This window comes from Brevundimonas viscosa (genome assembly GCF_900116065.1).
Lineage (GTDB): Bacteria > Pseudomonadota > Alphaproteobacteria > Caulobacterales > Caulobacteraceae > Brevundimonas > Brevundimonas viscosa.
Genome location: NZ_FOZV01000001.1, coordinates 132,494 through 147,682, shown reverse-complemented (window position 1 = coordinate 147,682; position 15,189 = coordinate 132,494). Strand labels below are relative to the sequence as shown.

Genomic DNA, 15,189 nt, shown 5'->3' with positions numbered 1-15,189 from the left:
CGCCTCAGATTCCGGCGTACCATTCGTAGCCGCGGTCCTCCCAGTAGCCGCCCTTGCCGCGGCCGATGTGGGAGAAGCTCGCCACCGCCTCGATGCGCCGGATGTACTTGGCGTGCTTGTAGCCCAGCTGCCGCTCCACCCGCAGGCGGAGCGGCGCCCCGTGCCGCACGGGCAGGGGCTGGTCGTTCATCCGCCAGGCGAGGATCGTCTGCTCGTGGAAGGCGTCGTCCAGGCCGATGCTCTCATAGTAGCGCTCGCCCCCGGGCCTCTGGTCCAGGGCGTCGAAGCAGTCGAAGACGATGAAGCGGGCCTCCGGCCGCAGTCCGGCGCGGTCCAGAACCGCCGACAGCCGCGTTCCCGTCCACTTGCCGATCGAGGTCCAACCTTCGACGCAGTCGTGCTTGGTGATCTGGGTGCGCGTGGCCATCGCGGCCAGCTCGACCAGCGACAACGACAGCGGACGCTCCACGAGGCCGGCGACCTGCAGCCGGTAGCCGCGGAAGCCGTCGGCCCGCAGCCGCCGATACTCCGCGTCGGCCGGGTCCACCGAGCCGTTAGCCCGGAAATCGGGAGAGATGTCCCTCTCGGCGTACTCGGGGGCCAGGGCGTTCCGCACCAGGGCCCGCTGTGCGCGCCGGGTGAGCGGTTCGGCGCCTTGCAGAACGCCCTGGGCCCGGGGTGATCCGGAGACCGCGTCGCAGGCGGTGAGCAGCGGGAGGCCTGCAAGCAGGCCGCCCACGACAAGCTCGCGTCGGTCTGTGTCGGTCACGACTCATCCTCCCTTGTCGGCTCGCGGATCACGTACCAGCCGGTGATCATCGCCCTCAGATGGTTGGCCGGCCCCGAAAGCAGCACCAGCAGCACGTGCACCACGGTGAACAGGACCAGGCCGGCCGCCGAGAGGAAGTGCAGCGTCCGCGCCGACTGGCGGCCGCCCAGCAGCTCCAGCAGGCCCGGCAGCGCCGCGTTCATCGCCGGCGACATCGCCAGGCCGGTCGCCAGCATCAGCGGCAGCAGGCCCAGCAGGACCGTGAGGTAGCTGAGCTTCTGGATCACATTGTAGCGGCGCGCCGCCTCGCCTTCGGGAAACCGCAGGCGCGCGTGCTCCCCGAGGCTGCGGCCGAGGCCGGCGAAGTCCTCGCGCGTCGGCTCCAGCACCCGCCGGACCCGGCCGCTCAGCACCACCCAGACGAGGTAGAGGGCGCCGTTCAGCACGAACAGCCAGGCGAAGAAGAAGTGCCAGCGACGCCCCAGGGCCAGGTCGCGCCAGCTCGGCAGCGTGGCCCAGCCGGGAATGTCGGGAAAGCTGACCCACGGATCGGCGAAGGTCGAGGCCAGGCCCCAGTAGAGGTGCGGATGCGCCTTCAGGATCTGCAGCCCGCTCATGACCAGCACCGCGATGCAGAGCGCGTTGACCCAGTGGGTGACGCGCACCAGCCACGGATGACGATAGGTCGCCGTCCGTCCCGGGCCGAGCGTGCGGTCGGCGACTGGGCTCATGGTCGCCGAGTATGGCGCCGCCCCGCCCCCGCCGCCACCGTGCGTTCAGCCTACTTGGGCGCCGTCGGCGGAGCGGTCACGCAGGGGCGGCCGCTGGCCCGGCAGCGGGCCACCTCCGCCTCCCACGCCGCCCGGTCGCGTTCCCACTGCGCCCGCGCCGCCTCCGCCGCCGCGACGTCGGCCTCCCACTGGGCCCGGGCCGTCTCGGCGGCTGCGGATTCCGATCGCCATTTGGCGTTCTCCGACTCCCAGGCGGCCTGCGCCTCGGCCTCGGTCTGCGCCGCGGTCTGGTTGCGGGCCGCGATGTCGGCGTTCAGTCGTGCGGTCGCCTCCACCTCGGCCGGGTTCTGTTCCGCATCCGGAGCGCGGTGATAGGTGTCGCCGCGCATGCGCAGCCATTCCGCCGAGCCCGGAACCGCCTGCGGCGTCTGGGCGAGGGCGGGAGCGGCGAGGGTCAGGGCGAGTGCCCCGGTCAGGACGATGCGGTGCATGGGCTTCTCCTCCAGTCATTCCGGCCCCAAGGGCCGTGCGGCGGACTCGACTCCTGATAACGCCGTTCCGGCGCGCTCAGTTCGGCAACCTCAGCTCGAAGACCGTCCCGCCGGGACCGGTCTCGACGAGGGCGAGGGAGCCGCCGTTAAGCTCGGCCAGCTCGCGGGATATGGTCAAGCCCAGACCGCTGCCGCCGGACGCCCGACCGCTCACGAAGGCTTCGAACAGCCGGTCCGAAAGCCGCGGCGGAATGCCCGGCCCGTCGTCGGCGATCCGGAGCGCGCATTCGGCGTCCCGGACCTCCGCCCCGACCCGCACCGTCCCGCGCCCCGCGCGCCCGGCGTCGCCTTCGATAGCCTGCCGGGCGTTTCGCATCAGGTTGACCAGAATCCGGTGCAGCTGTTCGGGATCGGCGCTGACCGTGCAGCGGGCGGGCAGGCTCTTCACCAGCCGCACTCCGTCGGGGGTCAGCCCGGCGTCTTCCGCCGCCGCGGTCACCGCCGCCGCCAGCGGCAGCCGCGCGGTCTGCGGCGGAGGCTCCTCGCTGCGGCCGTACTCCAGCACGTTGCGCGACAGGGCCGCAGCCCGGCCCAGCGCCCGCTCCAGCCGCGGCAGGGCCTTGGCCACCTGCGGGTCCGGCGACGCCGCCAGCCGCTCCGACGCCATCTGGGCCGAGGTTAGCATGTTGCGCAGGTCGTGATTGATCTTGGCCACCGCCTCGCCCAGGGCGACCAGCCGCGCCCGCGACCGCAGCGACTGCCGAACCTCCTCCTGCATGCGCGACAGTTCGCGCTCGACTCGCCCGATCTCGTCGTGCCGATCGCCGGGCGGGTCGCCGGGCGCCTCCGGATCGCGGGCGAACCGCTCGATCGAGCGCGTCACCCGTCGCAGCGGCTGCAGCACCAGCACCGCCAGGCCGGCGTAGAGCAGCCCCCCCGCCACCAGCGAGATCAGCAGCGAGGTCAGCAGGCTGTTGAGCAGGAAGGTGCGCAGCTCCTGCTTCAGCGGCTCGGCCGGGGCGAGGATCTCGATGAAGTCGCCGGAGCGGTAGCGCGGCCGGGCCTGGACGCGGATCGAACGATCCGGGTGGCCGAACAGGGTGCGCCACGGGTCGATCAGCCGGGTCACCGGCCGGTCCCGCCGCAGATCGATCAGCTCGGGCGTGCGCGGCAGGTTGGGCGCCTGCAACAGCAGTCGCCGCACGCCCTGGTCGCCGACCACCACGGCCTGCACCCCGCCGATGGCCAGCAGCTGGTTGGCCGTCTCATCCTCGACGGCGGAGTAGGGCAGGGCCTCGACGCCGACCGAGGCCAGCTCCGCCGACTGCAGCCGGTCCAGCAGCCAGCGCTCGTGAAAGCTCGCCGCGCTCGGGGCCACGATCAAAACCTCGACCACCGCCGTGAAGGCGAAGGTGAGCAGCAGCAGCCGCCACGCCAGGGCGTCCGGCGCGTGGAAACCCAGACGCTCCCGCCAGTCCGCCGGCGCGCCGAGGCGGCCTCGCAAGTCGCTCAGCAGGGCGCGGGGACCGGTCATGGGACGCCCAACGCAAAGCTCGTGCCGAAAGCTGCGCCGCTCACGTCGCCCGCCTCCGCGTCAACGCCTTCTGGACGGCCTTCAGCGCGAACGGCAGGACCACGGCCAGCACGAAGACCCCGGCCATCGGGGCCCAGAAGCGGGCGAACAGCGCCTGGAAATCCGGGTCCGGATTCTCGGCCAGGAGGACGTTCAGCCGCGCCCCGATCCAGCAGTAGATGGTGTGCGCCGGCAGCAGGCCGATCACCGTCGCCAGGGTGTAGGGCCGCAGCTTCACCGCCATCAGCCCCGCCGCCACATTGATCATGTGGAACGGCACCACCACCGCCAGCCGGGAGCCGAGCACGTACCAGAAGGTGTCGCGGTCGATGGCCGAGCAGACCGCCTGCATCAGGCCCCGGTCCCGCTCCGCCCGCTCGCGCAGGCTGCGCCCCAGCGCCGTGCGCGTCACCCCGTAGACGATCAGCGCCCCGGCCGTCGCCGCGATCGAGGTCGCCACGCCCCCGACCCAGGGTCCGAACAGGTAGCCGGCGGTGATGGTCACGAAGAACACCCCCGGCACCACGCTGGCGGTCAGCACGGCGAACACCGCCATCAGGATCAGCAGGCTCAGCAGGTAGTTCTCGGCCGTGTAGTTCCGCAGGGCCTCGCCGTGCTCTCGCAGGGTGTCGAGGGACAGATAGCGGTTCCAGCCCATGCCGAAGATCAGGGCGATGACGCCGGCCAGCACGATCAGGGGCAGGAAACGCTTCAGCCGGTCCATTCTCTCTCCGCGGCCCGCCGGCGTTGACTCGGCCGGCTGGTCCCCTTATACGCCCGCCCTTCCTGCGGCGGACGTCTTTCCGTCGCCCGTAAAGACCACAAGAGTGAGGAGCCGACCGTGAAGCGGACCTATCAGCCGTCGCGACTCGTGCGCAAGCGCCGTCACGGCTTCCGTTCGCGGATGGCCACCAAGAACGGTCAGAAGATCGTCGCCCGCCGCCGCGCCAAGGGCCGCAAGCGCCTGACGGCCTGATTCCTTCCGTTCCTCCCCGCAGGGGAGGGGACCATCCGAAGGATGGTGGAGGGGGCACGGCCCGAACGCCGGTGGACGGTTTTCCGCTCCACCGCTTCGCGGTCCCCCTCCCCCGATGGGGGAGGACCATGGATCAAGTTCCCGCAATCGAGCGCCTGAAGTCGCGGCCCCAGTTCCTGGCGGCCGCGAAAGGCAATTCCCAGGCCCGGGGCGCCGTGGTCGTCCAGCGCCTCGAGCGCGGCGACGGCGACCCCGTCATCCGGGTTGGTTTCACCGCCACCCGCAAGATCGGCGGCGCCGTGGTCCGCAACCGCGCCAAGCGCCGCCTGCGCGAGGCCGCGCGCGCGCTGGTCCCCGCCCATGGCGTCCCCGGCAGCGACTATGTCTTCATCGCGCGCATGGGCACGGCCGACCGTCCATGGGAGCGTTTGCTTGACGATGTGAAATCGGCGCTTACAAGGCTCGCGACCCCGCGAACGGCGCTCGAAGACGCGCCCCCAACGTCTCGCCCGCCCACGTCCGCCGGCCAGGATTCCTGACTCCATGCCCCCTCAAGACAACAGCCGCAACACGATCCTCTTCGTCGTGATCGCGGCCATCATGCTGCTCGGCTACAGCTATTTCGTCATGCAGCCGCAGGCGGAGAAGCGGCGCGCCGCCCAGCAGGCCGCGGCCGAGCAGACCACCTCGTCGCCGGTGACGACCCCGTCGCCCAGCGCCGCCATCTTCACCACCGACCGCACCGCGGCCATGGCGACCTCGGTCCGCGTGCCGATCGAGACGCCGAAGCTGCGCGGCTCGCTGTCGCTGACCGGCGCCCGGATCGACGACCTGTTCCTGACCGACTACCGCGAGCGCCTCGACCCGGACTCTCCGGCGGTCGAGCTGTTCCGCCCGGAAGGCATGCGCCACGCCTACCAGGCCCTGTTCGGCTGGAACGGCCCAAACATCCCGGGCGGCGTGCCCGGCAAGACCACGCCCTGGCGGCTGACCGAGGGCGCCACCCTGACCCCGACCACCCCGGTCACCCTGGTCTGGGACAACGGCGCCGGCCTGCGCTTCACCCGCCGCATCTCGGTCGACGACAGCTACATGTTCACGGTGACCGACACGGTCGCCAACTTCTCGGCCCAGCCGGTCACCCTCGCCCCCTGGGGTCGGGTCGAGCGCCAGGGCGTGCCGGACGAGCTGGGTCGCAACCAGATCCTGCACGAAGGCGCCATCGGCACCTTCGGCGCCGGCGACCGCTACACCACTGAACAGCTGAAGTACGGCGGCTGGATCAAGAAGCCGGTGCAGGAGCACGAGTCCACCGGCGGCTGGCTCGGCATCACCGACAAGTACTGGATGTCGGCCCTGATCCCCCCGCAGGACGAACGCATCGAGGCCGCCTTCCGGGTGTCCGGCGAGCAGCGTGAATCCGCCACCCACTCGGCGACCATGCTGGGCGAAGCCCACACCATCGGGCCGAACCGCCAGATCACCGAGACCACCCGGCTGTTCGCCGGCGCCAAGCGCAACGAGGTGCTGGCCGCCTACGAGAAGTCGCTGGAGCTGCCGCGCTTCATCTACGCGATCGACTGGGGCTTCCTGTTCTTCCTGACCCGGCCGATCTTCATCATCATCGAGTTCTTCTACGGCATCCTGGGCAACTTCGGCCTCGCCATCCTCGCCCTGACCCTGGTCGTCCGCCTGGTCATGTTCCCGTTGGCCAACAAGGCCTACGAGAGCATGTCGAAGATGCGGAACCTCCAGCCGAAGATGGAGGAGATCAAGAAGAAGTACCCCGACGACGCGCCCAAGCAGCAGCAGGAGCTGATGGCGCTGTACCAGAAGGAGAAGATCAACCCGCTGGCCGGCTGCCTGCCGCTGCTGCTCCAGATCCCGGTCTTCTACGCCGTGTACAAGATGCTGTTCGTGACCATCGAGATGCGTCACGCGCCCTTCTTCGGCTGGCTGCAGGATCTCTCGGCCAAGGATCCGACCACCATCTGGAACCTGTGGGGCCTGATCCCCTGGGATCCGGCCGTGGTGCCGCTGCTCGGGCCGCACCTGACCGGGACCTTCTCGCTCAGCATCCTCGCCATCGTCTACGGCCTGACCATGTGGCTGCAGATGGCCATGAGCCCGCCGGCGCCCGATCCGATGCAGCGCCGCCTGTTCCAGCTGATGCCGATCGTCTTCACCTTCATCATGGCCACCTTCCCGGCCGGCCTGCTGCTCTACTGGGGCTGGTCGAACGTCCTGACCATCGTCCAGCAGTACGTGATCATGCATCGCCTGAAGGCCGAGAACCCGATCGACACGTTCTTCGCGCGGCTGAAGAAGGCGAAGGCCTAGGGTGGAGGACTTCACCCCCGAGGAACTGGAGCAGGCGCGCATCCTGTTCGCGCGCCCGGCGACCTTCGTCATGGGGTGCGCGAAGATCGAGCAGCTGCCGGAGCCGGACCTGCCGGAGATCGCCTTCGCCGGTCGCTCGAACGTGGGCAAGTCCAGCCTGATCAACGGCCTCGTCGGTATGTCGAAGCTGGCGCGGGCCTCCAACGAGCCGGGCCGCACGCGCGAGGTCAACTTCTTCGATCTGGACGGCCGGCTGCGGCTGGTCGACCTGCCCGGCTACGGTTGGGCCAAGGCCTCGAAGGCGACGGTGAAGAAGTTCCAGGACCTCGGCCGCGACTACCTGCGCGGCCGCGTCACCCTGAAGCGGGTCTACCTCCTGATCGACGCCCGTCACGGCCTGAAGAAGGTCGACGACGAGGCGCTGGACGCGCTCGACCTCGCCGCCGTCAGCTACCAGATCGTCCTGACCAAGGCCGACAAGCTCAAGAAGGGCGAGGGCGAGAAGATGGTCGCCGCCACCCTCAAGGCCGTCGCCAAGCGCCCCGCCGCCTACCCCGCCGTGGCCCTGACCTCGGCCGAGAAGGGCGAGGGCCTGCCGGAGCTCCGCGCCGAGATCATGCGCACCACGGGCGTCAGCCTCTAGGCTTGCCAGCCTCCCCGGCCGATGGTCCGCTGGCGGCATGCCCCAGCGCCACATCCGCACCGACCGCCTGACCCAGCAGATCCTCGAGGCCGGCTCCGGGCCGCTGGTGCTGCTGGTCCACGGCTTCCCCGAGCTCTCGATCAGCTGGCGCGCCCAGCTCGAGGCGTTGGCCGCGGCCGGCTTTCACGCCGTCGCCCCCGACATGCGCGGCTACGGCGGGACGGAGAAGCCTGCCGATCGCGACGGCTATTCGATCCTCCATCTCGTCGGCGACATGGTCGATCTGGTCCGGGCGCTGGGGCGCGACCGCTGCACCGTCGTCGGCCATGACTGGGGCGCGGCGGTCGCCTGGCACTGCGCCCTGATGCGGCCCGACCTGTTCACCGCCGTCGCCGCCCTGTCGGTGCCGTTCCAGCCGCGCCGGCCGAAGGGGCCGCCCACGGCCGCCATGGCGGCCCTTTCGAAGCGGGCCGGCCTCGGCGACCTCTACATCAGCCGCTTCCAGGCCAACGACGCCCACCTCGTCTTCGACGCCGATCCGGCGACCGCCCTGCGCAAGATGTTCCACGCCTACGACGGCGCGACCCCGGCCGACCGCCAGTCGACCGGCTTCCTCGCTCCCGGCGAAAGCCTCATCGGCTCCATCCCCGACGATGTCCCGCTGCCGCCATGGATGAGCGATCCGCATTTCGCGGAATACGTCGCCGCCTTCGCCGCCGGCGGCTTCCGCGCCCCGCTCGACTGGTACCGCTGCCTCGACCTGAACTGGGCGCAGACCGCCTTCCTGCAGGACGCCCGGGTCCGCGTTCCGGCCGCCTTCATGGTCGGCGAGCGCGACCCCGTCCGCCGCTACGCCGGGGCCCACGAGGCGGCGATGAAGGACTGGATCCCCGACCTCCGCGTCCAGCGGGTCCTGCCCGGCGCCGGCCACTGGATCCAGCAGGAGCGCCCCGATGAGGTGAACGCCTTCCTGCTCGACTTCCTGCGCGGCCTCTAGAGCCCCTTCGCCGCCTTCGCGGTGATCTCCAGGCTGCGCAGCCGCGCCTCGAGGTCGTGGATCATGCCGGTGACCATGACCTCGTCGACGCCGGTCAGGGCGATGAACTCGGCCAGTTTCTCCCGCACCGTCGCCTCGCCGCCGATCGCGGCATAGGTCAGCCGGCTCTGCACCGCCGCGATCTGGCGTGCGTCCAGCACGGCGGCGATGTCGTCCACCGGCGGCTTCAGCCGGCCCGGCTTGCCGGTGACCACCGCCGCGAACGACTGCTGCATCGAGGTCGACAGTCGCCGCGCCTCCTCGTCCGTCTCCGCCGCGATGACGTTGATCGCCGCCATGGCGTACGGCCGTTCCAGCTGCGTCGACGGCCGGAAGCCCTCGCGGTAGACGCGCAGCGCCTGCAGCAGCATCTCCGGGGCGAAATGGCTGGCGAAGGCGAACGGCAGGCCCAGCTGCGCCGCCAGCTCGGCGCTGAACAGGCTGGAGCCCAGCAGCCAGATCGGCACTTTCGAGCCGGCCCCCGGCCAGGCGGTGACCCGCTGCCCCTCGACCGGATCGGCGAGGAAGGCCTGCAGCTCCATCACGTCGCGCGGGAACTGGTCGGCGGCCTCGAAATAGCGGCGCAGCGCCCGCGCCGTCGCCCCGTCGGTCCCCGGCGCCCGCCCCAGCCCCAGGTCGATGCGGCCGGGGTGCAACGCCTCCAGCGTTCCGAACTGTTCGGCGATCACCATGGGCGCATGGTTGGGCAGCATCACCCCGCCCGACCCGACGCGGATGGTCTGCGTGTTCGCCGCCACGTGCGCCAGCGCCACGGCGGTCGCCGCGCTGGCGATGCCGGGCATGTTGTGATGCTCGGCCAGCCAGAAGCGGGTGAAGCCCAGCCGCTCGGCGTCGCGCGCCAGTTGGGTGGTTTCCAGCAGGGCGCGGCGGGCGTCGCCGCCCTCCACGATGGGCGACAGGTCGAGCACGGAGAAGGCGGTCATCCGTCACAGGTCGGGTTGCGGAGCGGGGATTCAAGAGCCCTTGGCGCACCCCGCGCCCAGCGGCTACGGTTGCGCTTCCAGATCAAGGACTGCCGATGAACCTTCTCACCGCCCTGCTCGCTGCCGCCGTTGTCGCTCCGGTCGCGCCCCAGGACCCGGCCTCGCTCGCCGGCGTCTGGGAGGGGCGGATCAACGTCGGCGGCCAGTCGATCCGCATCGTCTTCCGCGTCGGCGCCGACGGCAACGCCGTGATGGACAGTCCCGACCAGGGCGCACGCAACATCGCGGTGGACCGGCCGACGGCGGAAGGCGGTGTTGTCCGCTTCGTGGTTCCGGTCATTCGCGGGCAGTTCCAAGGGAGCCGCTCGGAAGACGGCGAGACCCTGACGGGGGTGCTTTCGCAGGGCGGCGCCACCCTGCCGCTGGTGCTCAGCCGGACGGCGGAGACGGCGACCCTCGCCGCGCGCCCCCAGACCCCGACACCGCCCTTCCCCTATCGCGCGGAGGAAGTGGCCTTCGACAATCCGGAGGCGCCCGGCGTCCGTCTGGCGGCGACCCTGACCCTGCCGCAGGGAGCCGGGCCCTTCCCCGCCGCCATCCTGATCACGGGAACCGGGCCGCAGGACCGCGACGAAACCATCGAAGGACACAAGCCCTTCGCGATCTGGGCCGACGCACTGACCCGCCGCGGCGTCGCCGTCCTGCGTTACGACGACCGCGGGGTAGCCGGCTCGACCGGCGTCTTCGCCGCCGCCACCCAGAGGGACTTCGCCTCGGACGTGAAGGCCGCCCTGACCTGGCTCGTCGCCCGACCCGAGATCGACGCGGCGCGCATCGGCCTGATCGGTCACAGCGAAGGCGCGACCTTCGCCGAGCTGGCCATCGAGGACGGCGCCCGGCCCGCCTGGCTGGTCGCCCTGGCCGGACCGGCGCTGTCCGGCGGCGAGACCATCACGGCGCAGGTTGAGCAGATCGCCCACGCGTCTGGCATGCCGGCCGAGGCCGTGGCCCGGAACGTCGCCTTGCAGCGGCGTCTGATGCAGACCCTCGCGTCCCACGCCGAAGACGCAGACGCCGCACGGCTCGCCCTCGAACCATTGCTGCTGGAGAGCGGCCGGTCGCCAGCCGAGGCCGCACAACTCGCCACGGCGATGTCCGGCGACTGGTACCGCGGCATGGTCGCCCTCGATCCGGCCGACGCCATTCGCGCCATCCGTGCGCCGATGCTGGCCGTCTTCGGCGGCAAGGACCTGCAGGTCCCCGCCGATCAGAACGCCGCCGCCCTGTCGCGCCACAAGCCGGACGCCGAAGTGGTGGTCCTGCCGGGCCTGAATCACCTGTTCCAGCCGGCGGAAACCGGGCTGCCGACCGAGTACGGCCAGATCGAAACCACGCTGGATCCCTCGGTGATCGAAACGGTCGTCGACTGGGTCGCCGCCCGCTCCGGCCTCTAGACCGGGTCGGTGGGATCCGGCTTCACCGGCGCCGGGGCCGGTTCCGGGGTCGCCGGCACGTCGGGCAGGGGGATGAACTCCTGATCGTCGTCCTTCGGCAGGGCCATGCGGCCGGCCTTCCAGTCGGCCTTGGCTGCGTCGATCTTCGCCTGCGACGATGAGACGAAGTTCCACCAGATGACCCGCGGCCCGACCGGCTCTCCGCCCAGCACCATGACCGTCGCGGGCGTCAGCGCCTTGATGGTCGGCTCCGCGGTGGGCTCCAGCACCACCATCTGGCCGCCGCGGAACACCCGGTCACCGATCTCGACCTCGCCCTTCACGACGTACAGCGCCCGCTCGGCGTAGCCGCCCACCCCGCGGCCGGGCGGCGGCGCCGTGCGCACGCCCTCGGCCAGCTCCCAGTGCACATAGAACAGCGGCGACGACACCGGCGCCGCCGCCTTTGCCCCGTACGCCTCGCCGGCCACCAGGCGCGCGAACAGCCCGCCGTTCTCGTAGGAGGGCTGGCCTTCCTCGCCGTGGTGATGGAACGACGGGTCGACATCCTCCGCCTCGGTCGGCAGCGCCACCCAGGCCTGCATGCCGTGCATCGGACCGCCCCGGCTCTTCTTCAGCGGGTCGGTGCGCTCGGAGTGGACGATGCCCCTGCCGGCGGTCATCCAGTTGACCTCGCCGGGCCGGATCGGCTGCGTCGCGCCGGTGGAGTCGCGGTGCAGGATTTCGCCCTCGAACAGGTAGCTCAGGGTCGACAGGCCGATGTGCGGATGCGGCCGCACATTGATCGCCTCGGCCCCCGCCGCGAACTCGGCCGGCCCCATCTCGTCCAGGAAGATGAACGGCCCGACCATGCGCCGGGCGTGGAACGGCAACACCCGCCCGACCTCGAACCCGCCCAGGTCCTTGCGCCGGGCCTCGATCACCATCTCGATCATTGTCTGTCCCCCTCAGTCGAGCCGCAGGCGGGAGATCAGGGCCGGTTGCGGCGCCGGCGTGCGCAACGCCCCCTCCCCGTCGAAATCACTCCACTGCGACCGCGATACGAACACCAGTTCACCGTCGTGGACCAGACCCGTCGTCGGCTCGTCGATCTGCGGTAGGTTGGCGGCGAGCACCTCGACCGCCTCGATCCGGCTCCAGGCCGCGTCCGGGACCAGCTTCAGCACCCGCTGCGGCGCCGTACCGTTCTGCAGCGAATAGAGGACGCGGCCGTCAGTAATCAGGCCGTCGAGACCGATCAGACTGGCGCTCGAGGGCGCCGGCAGGCGGATGGCCGCGCCGCTGGCCCGGTCCACCCGCCACAGTCCGGAGGAGTAGTCGGCCACGATCAGGGCGGCGCCGTCCGGCGTGACCGCCATCCCTTGGGGCGACCGCATCTGACCGGCGGGCAAAAGCACCTCCAGCCCATCGCGTCCGGGCCTCAGTCGGAACAGGTCTTCGCCCGCCACATAGACCGTTCCGTCCGGTCCCAGCGTCACATCGCCCAGCATCCGACCTGCCGGCGCCGGATGGCGGGCCAACACCCGTCCGCTGGCCGCGTCGATCTTCAGCAGGGCGCTGGCGAGGGGCGGCGCGTCGCCTGGCCGCCCCTGCGCCGCCGGCGGCAGCGGCGCGCTGGCGGCCCACAGCACGCCGGCCGCCGGGTCCATGGCCAGCCCGAGTACGCCGCCGATCTCTCCGTCGGGCTGGAGAAACGGCGAGGTCGCACCGGCTTCGTCCAGCGCCACGATCGTCCGATCCCTGACCATGGATGCGAGCCAGCGCCCGCGCTGCTCGTCCCAAACCACGCTCTCGACCAGCCCCCCGCCCGGAATCGCCGCGAGGGGCGCCAGCCGATCGGCGCCGACGGGCTCCCGGTTCTCCTCCACCGTCGCCGCCAGGGCCTCGAATCCCGGCTGACCCCGCAGCTCCCCCAGCGCCGGATCGCCCCCGAGGTTCATCGACAATCCCGTGGCTGCATAGCGCTGCGCCATCGCCATCGCCTCCGCGTGTCGCCCGGCCGCGACGGCCAGCCGGAGCCGCATCAACATCAGGCCCGGGTGGTTGGAGATGCGCTCGTCCGCCTCGGCCAGCCGCGCCGACGCCGTCGTCAGATCGTCGGCGTTCGCCGCCGCCACGCCCTCAGCGCGCAGTCGGTAGAACGCGGCCACGTCGGTCTCAGCCGCCGCCTGCGCCAGAGCTTGCGTAGGACCGGCCAGTAGCGCGGCGAGTGCGATGGCGGCGGCAAGGCGCATGACGATCCCCCCGGCCGGGCCACAACCATCGGCGCGGCCTCAGACAGTTCAAGGATCGGCAATGTGGCTCAGTTGACGTGCGGCGTCACGATCCCGAGGGGGAGGGCGGTCACGTTCTTCACGCCGCGGGTGACGATGTGGCTCTCGCAGTCGGAGACGATGCCGAGGCTGAGCAGCTTCTCGCGCAGGAACTTGTCGAAGGCGTGCATGTCCGAAGTGACGATGCGAAGCACATAGTCCTCGCGGCCGGTGATGGTGGCGCACTGCACCACCTCCGGCCAGCCGGCCACGGCCTGTTCGAAAACGTCGAGATTGTCGCTCGACGGCAGGTTCAGCTTGACGATGGCGTAGACCTCGAAATCCAGCCCCAGCTTCGCCGCGTCCAGCAGGGTGACGCGCTTGCGGATCAGGCCGGAGTCCTCCAGCCGCTTGATCCGCCGCCAGCAGGGCGAGGCCGACAGGCCGACCCGCTCCGCCACCTCGGCCACCGACAGGCCGGCGTCCTGCTGCAGGATATCGAGGATGCGGGCGTCGACGGGATCCAGCTCGTCAGCCAAGGCGTTTCTCCAGCTAAGGTATTCGCGCAATAAAATACCGGCAAACCGCCAGACGCAAGGTCGAAATCAAGCGAGCCTTCCCGCGCGGCCCGTGCTAGATGCGCGCTCAGAGGAAACGCGGTCGGATCAACCGGACGGCAGGACGGAATGAAGAAGCCCAACACGCAACCGCTCAGCCTGCGGGTGCCCGAACCCTCGGGCCGCCCGGGCGACAAGCCTGACTTCAGCCACCTGAAACTCGATGCGCCGGGCGCGGTCGAGCGGCCGGCGGTGTCGACCACGCCGTTCGACATGCGCGACCACGCCTTCCGGCTGGTCCGGGTGCTCGACGACGACGGCCATGCGGTCGGTCCGTGGAACCCGAAGCTCGACGCGGAGACCCTGCGTCGGGGCCTCAAGGCGATGATCCTGACCCGCGCCTTCGACGACCGCATGCACCGCGCCCACCGTCAGGGGAAGACCAGCTTCTACATGAAGTGCACCGGCGAGGAGGCCATCGCCGTGGCCCAGGGCATGATCCTCAGCCGCGAGGACATGGGCTTCCCCACCTACCGCCAGCAGGGTCTGCTCATCGCGCGCGGCTATCCGCTCGTCGACATGATGAACCAGATCTATTCGAACGCTTCCGACCCGATCAAAGGGCGGCAGCTGCCGATCATGTACTCCTCGCGCGAGTACGGCTTCTTCACCATTTCGGGCAATCTCGGCACCCAGGTGCCCCAGGCCGTCGGCTGGGCCATGGCCTCGGCCTACAAGGGCGACGACCGCATCGCCATCAGCTGGATCGGCGACGGGGCGACGGCCGAGGGCGATTTCCACAACGCCCTGACCTTCGCCGCCGTCTATCGCGCGCCGGTGATCCTCAACGTCGTCAACAACCAGTGGGCCATCTCGTCCTTCATGGGCATCGCCGGCGGGCTGGAGACGACCTTCGCTTCGAAGGCCATCGGCTACGGCCTGCCGGCCCTGCGCGTCGACGGCAACGACTTCCTCGCCGTCTGGGCCGCGACCCAGTGGGCCGAGGAGCGCGCCCGCACCAACCAGGGCGCGACGGTCATCGAGCTGTTCACCTACCGCGGCGCGCCGCACTCGACCTCGGACGACCCCAGCCGCTACCGCCCCGGCGACGAGCACGAGAAATGGCCGCTGGGCGATCCCGTCGCCCGCCTGAAGCAGCACCTGATCGCCTTGGGCGAATGGTCCGACGAGCAGCAGGAAGCGGCCGAGAAGGACGCCGTCGAACAGGTTCGCGCCGCCGGCAAGGAGGCCGAGGCCATCGGCACGCTGGGCCAGTCGCGCCCCTCGGTGAAGACCATGTTCGAGGAGGTCTACGCCACCGAGGACTGGCGCCTCGTCGAACAGCGCCGCGAGGTGGGGGTATGAGCCAGAAACAGCGCCGGGCGCTCTTCTACATTCTCGTCGCCCTGATCCCCATCGTGAC

At 70.7% G+C, this 15,189-nt stretch carries 16 protein-coding genes; 7 read left to right on the top strand and 9 right to left on the bottom strand.

The features are described from left to right. Nucleotides 1-4 precede the first annotated feature (4 nt). From BM333_RS00670 to BM333_RS00650, 5 genes are all read right to left on the bottom strand, one after another. Entirely contained in the window at nt 5-769 is a 765-nt protein-coding gene (locus BM333_RS00670) for a molybdopterin-dependent oxidoreductase (protein ID WP_092306251.1), read from the bottom strand. Further along, nucleotides 766-1,500 carry a cytochrome b/b6 domain-containing protein gene (locus BM333_RS00665; protein WP_092306249.1) on the bottom strand — a complete coding sequence of 245 codons (735 nt, stop codon included), beginning with the start codon at nt 1,498-1,500 and terminating at the stop codon, nt 766-768. Before BM333_RS00665 ends, BM333_RS00670 begins: the two co-directional genes overlap by 4 nt. A 50-nt stretch (nt 1,501-1,550) precedes the next feature. Then, the gene (locus BM333_RS00660) at nt 1,551-1,991 is read right to left on the bottom strand and encodes a hypothetical protein (RefSeq protein WP_092306247.1); all 441 of its coding nucleotides are present in this window, start codon (nt 1,989-1,991) and stop codon (nt 1,551-1,553) included. 76 nt (nt 1,992-2,067) lie between these two features. After that, complete coding sequence (locus BM333_RS00655) at nt 2,068-3,525, bottom strand: sensor histidine kinase (protein WP_092306244.1); 1,458 nt, start codon at nt 3,523-3,525, stop codon at nt 2,068-2,070. A 40-nt stretch (nt 3,526-3,565) separates the two neighbouring features. Beyond that, on the bottom strand, nt 3,566-4,288 hold the full coding sequence (locus BM333_RS00650) for a TVP38/TMEM64 family protein (RefSeq protein WP_092306242.1): 723 nt from the start codon (nt 4,286-4,288) through the stop codon (nt 3,566-3,568). 117 nt (nt 4,289-4,405) lie between these two features. On the opposite strand from BM333_RS00650, the gene rpmH reads away from it, so the two are divergent. The 5 genes from rpmH to BM333_RS00625 all read left to right on the top strand — a co-directional run bounded on the left by rpmH (nt 4,406) and on the right by BM333_RS00625 (nt 8,520). Beyond that, nucleotides 4,406-4,540 (top strand): 50S ribosomal protein L34, encoded by a 135-nt coding sequence (gene rpmH, locus BM333_RS00645; RefSeq protein WP_003164000.1) that lies wholly within the window; start codon nt 4,406-4,408, stop codon nt 4,538-4,540. Between the two features lie 128 nt (nt 4,541-4,668). Next, nucleotides 4,669-5,079 carry a ribonuclease P protein component gene (rnpA, locus tag BM333_RS00640; protein ID WP_092306240.1) on the top strand — a complete coding sequence of 137 codons (411 nt, stop codon included), beginning with the start codon at nt 4,669-4,671 and terminating at the stop codon, nt 5,077-5,079. 4 nt (nt 5,080-5,083) lie between these two features. Further along, complete coding sequence (yidC, locus tag BM333_RS00635) at nt 5,084-6,880, top strand: membrane protein insertase YidC (protein ID WP_092306238.1); 1,797 nt, start codon at nt 5,084-5,086, stop codon at nt 6,878-6,880. Between the two features lies 1 nt (nt 6,881). Further along, the gene (yihA, locus tag BM333_RS00630; RefSeq protein WP_092306236.1) at nt 6,882-7,523 is read left to right on the top strand and encodes a ribosome biogenesis GTP-binding protein YihA/YsxC; all 642 of its coding nucleotides are present in this window, start codon (nt 6,882-6,884) and stop codon (nt 7,521-7,523) included. A gap of 37 nt (nt 7,524-7,560) precedes the next feature. Continuing rightward, complete coding sequence (locus BM333_RS00625) at nt 7,561-8,520, top strand: alpha/beta fold hydrolase (protein WP_092306234.1); 960 nt, start codon at nt 7,561-7,563, stop codon at nt 8,518-8,520. Here the strand turns inward: BM333_RS00625 and BM333_RS00620 are convergent. Continuing rightward, nucleotides 8,517-9,503 carry an LLM class flavin-dependent oxidoreductase gene (locus tag BM333_RS00620; protein WP_092306232.1) on the bottom strand — a complete coding sequence of 329 codons (987 nt, stop codon included), beginning with the start codon at nt 9,501-9,503 and terminating at the stop codon, nt 8,517-8,519. The genes BM333_RS00625 and BM333_RS00620 overlap by 4 nt on opposite strands. Nucleotides 9,504-9,598: 95 nt before the next feature. On the opposite strand from BM333_RS00620, the gene BM333_RS00615 reads away from it, so the two are divergent. Continuing rightward, nucleotides 9,599-10,957, top strand: a complete 1,359-nt coding sequence (locus BM333_RS00615; RefSeq protein WP_092306230.1) for an alpha/beta hydrolase family protein — start codon at nt 9,599-9,601, stop codon at nt 10,955-10,957. On the opposite strand, the gene BM333_RS00610 is transcribed toward BM333_RS00615, so the two are convergent. The 3 genes from BM333_RS00610 to BM333_RS00600 form a co-directional block, all read right to left on the bottom strand. Next, nucleotides 10,954-11,892, bottom strand: coding sequence for a pirin family protein (locus BM333_RS00610; RefSeq protein WP_092306228.1), 939 nt, complete (start codon nt 11,890-11,892; stop codon nt 10,954-10,956). The two genes, BM333_RS00615 and BM333_RS00610, sit on opposite strands and share 4 nt — an antisense overlap. Nucleotides 11,893-11,904: 12 nt before the next feature. Continuing rightward, on the bottom strand, nt 11,905-13,191 hold the full coding sequence (locus BM333_RS00605; protein ID WP_143105741.1) for an SMP-30/gluconolactonase/LRE family protein: 1,287 nt from the start codon (nt 13,189-13,191) through the stop codon (nt 11,905-11,907). A 68-nt stretch (nt 13,192-13,259) separates the two neighbouring features. After that, nucleotides 13,260-13,748: an Lrp/AsnC family transcriptional regulator gene (locus BM333_RS00600; RefSeq protein WP_092306223.1), complete on the bottom strand. Its 489-nt coding sequence runs from the start codon at nt 13,746-13,748 to the stop codon at nt 13,260-13,262. Between the two features lie 147 nt (nt 13,749-13,895). Between BM333_RS00600 and BM333_RS00595 the strand changes: the two genes are divergently transcribed. After that, complete coding sequence (locus tag BM333_RS00595; protein WP_092306220.1) at nt 13,896-15,131, top strand: thiamine pyrophosphate-dependent enzyme; 1,236 nt, start codon at nt 13,896-13,898, stop codon at nt 15,129-15,131. Nucleotides 15,132-15,189: the final 58 nt, after the last annotated feature.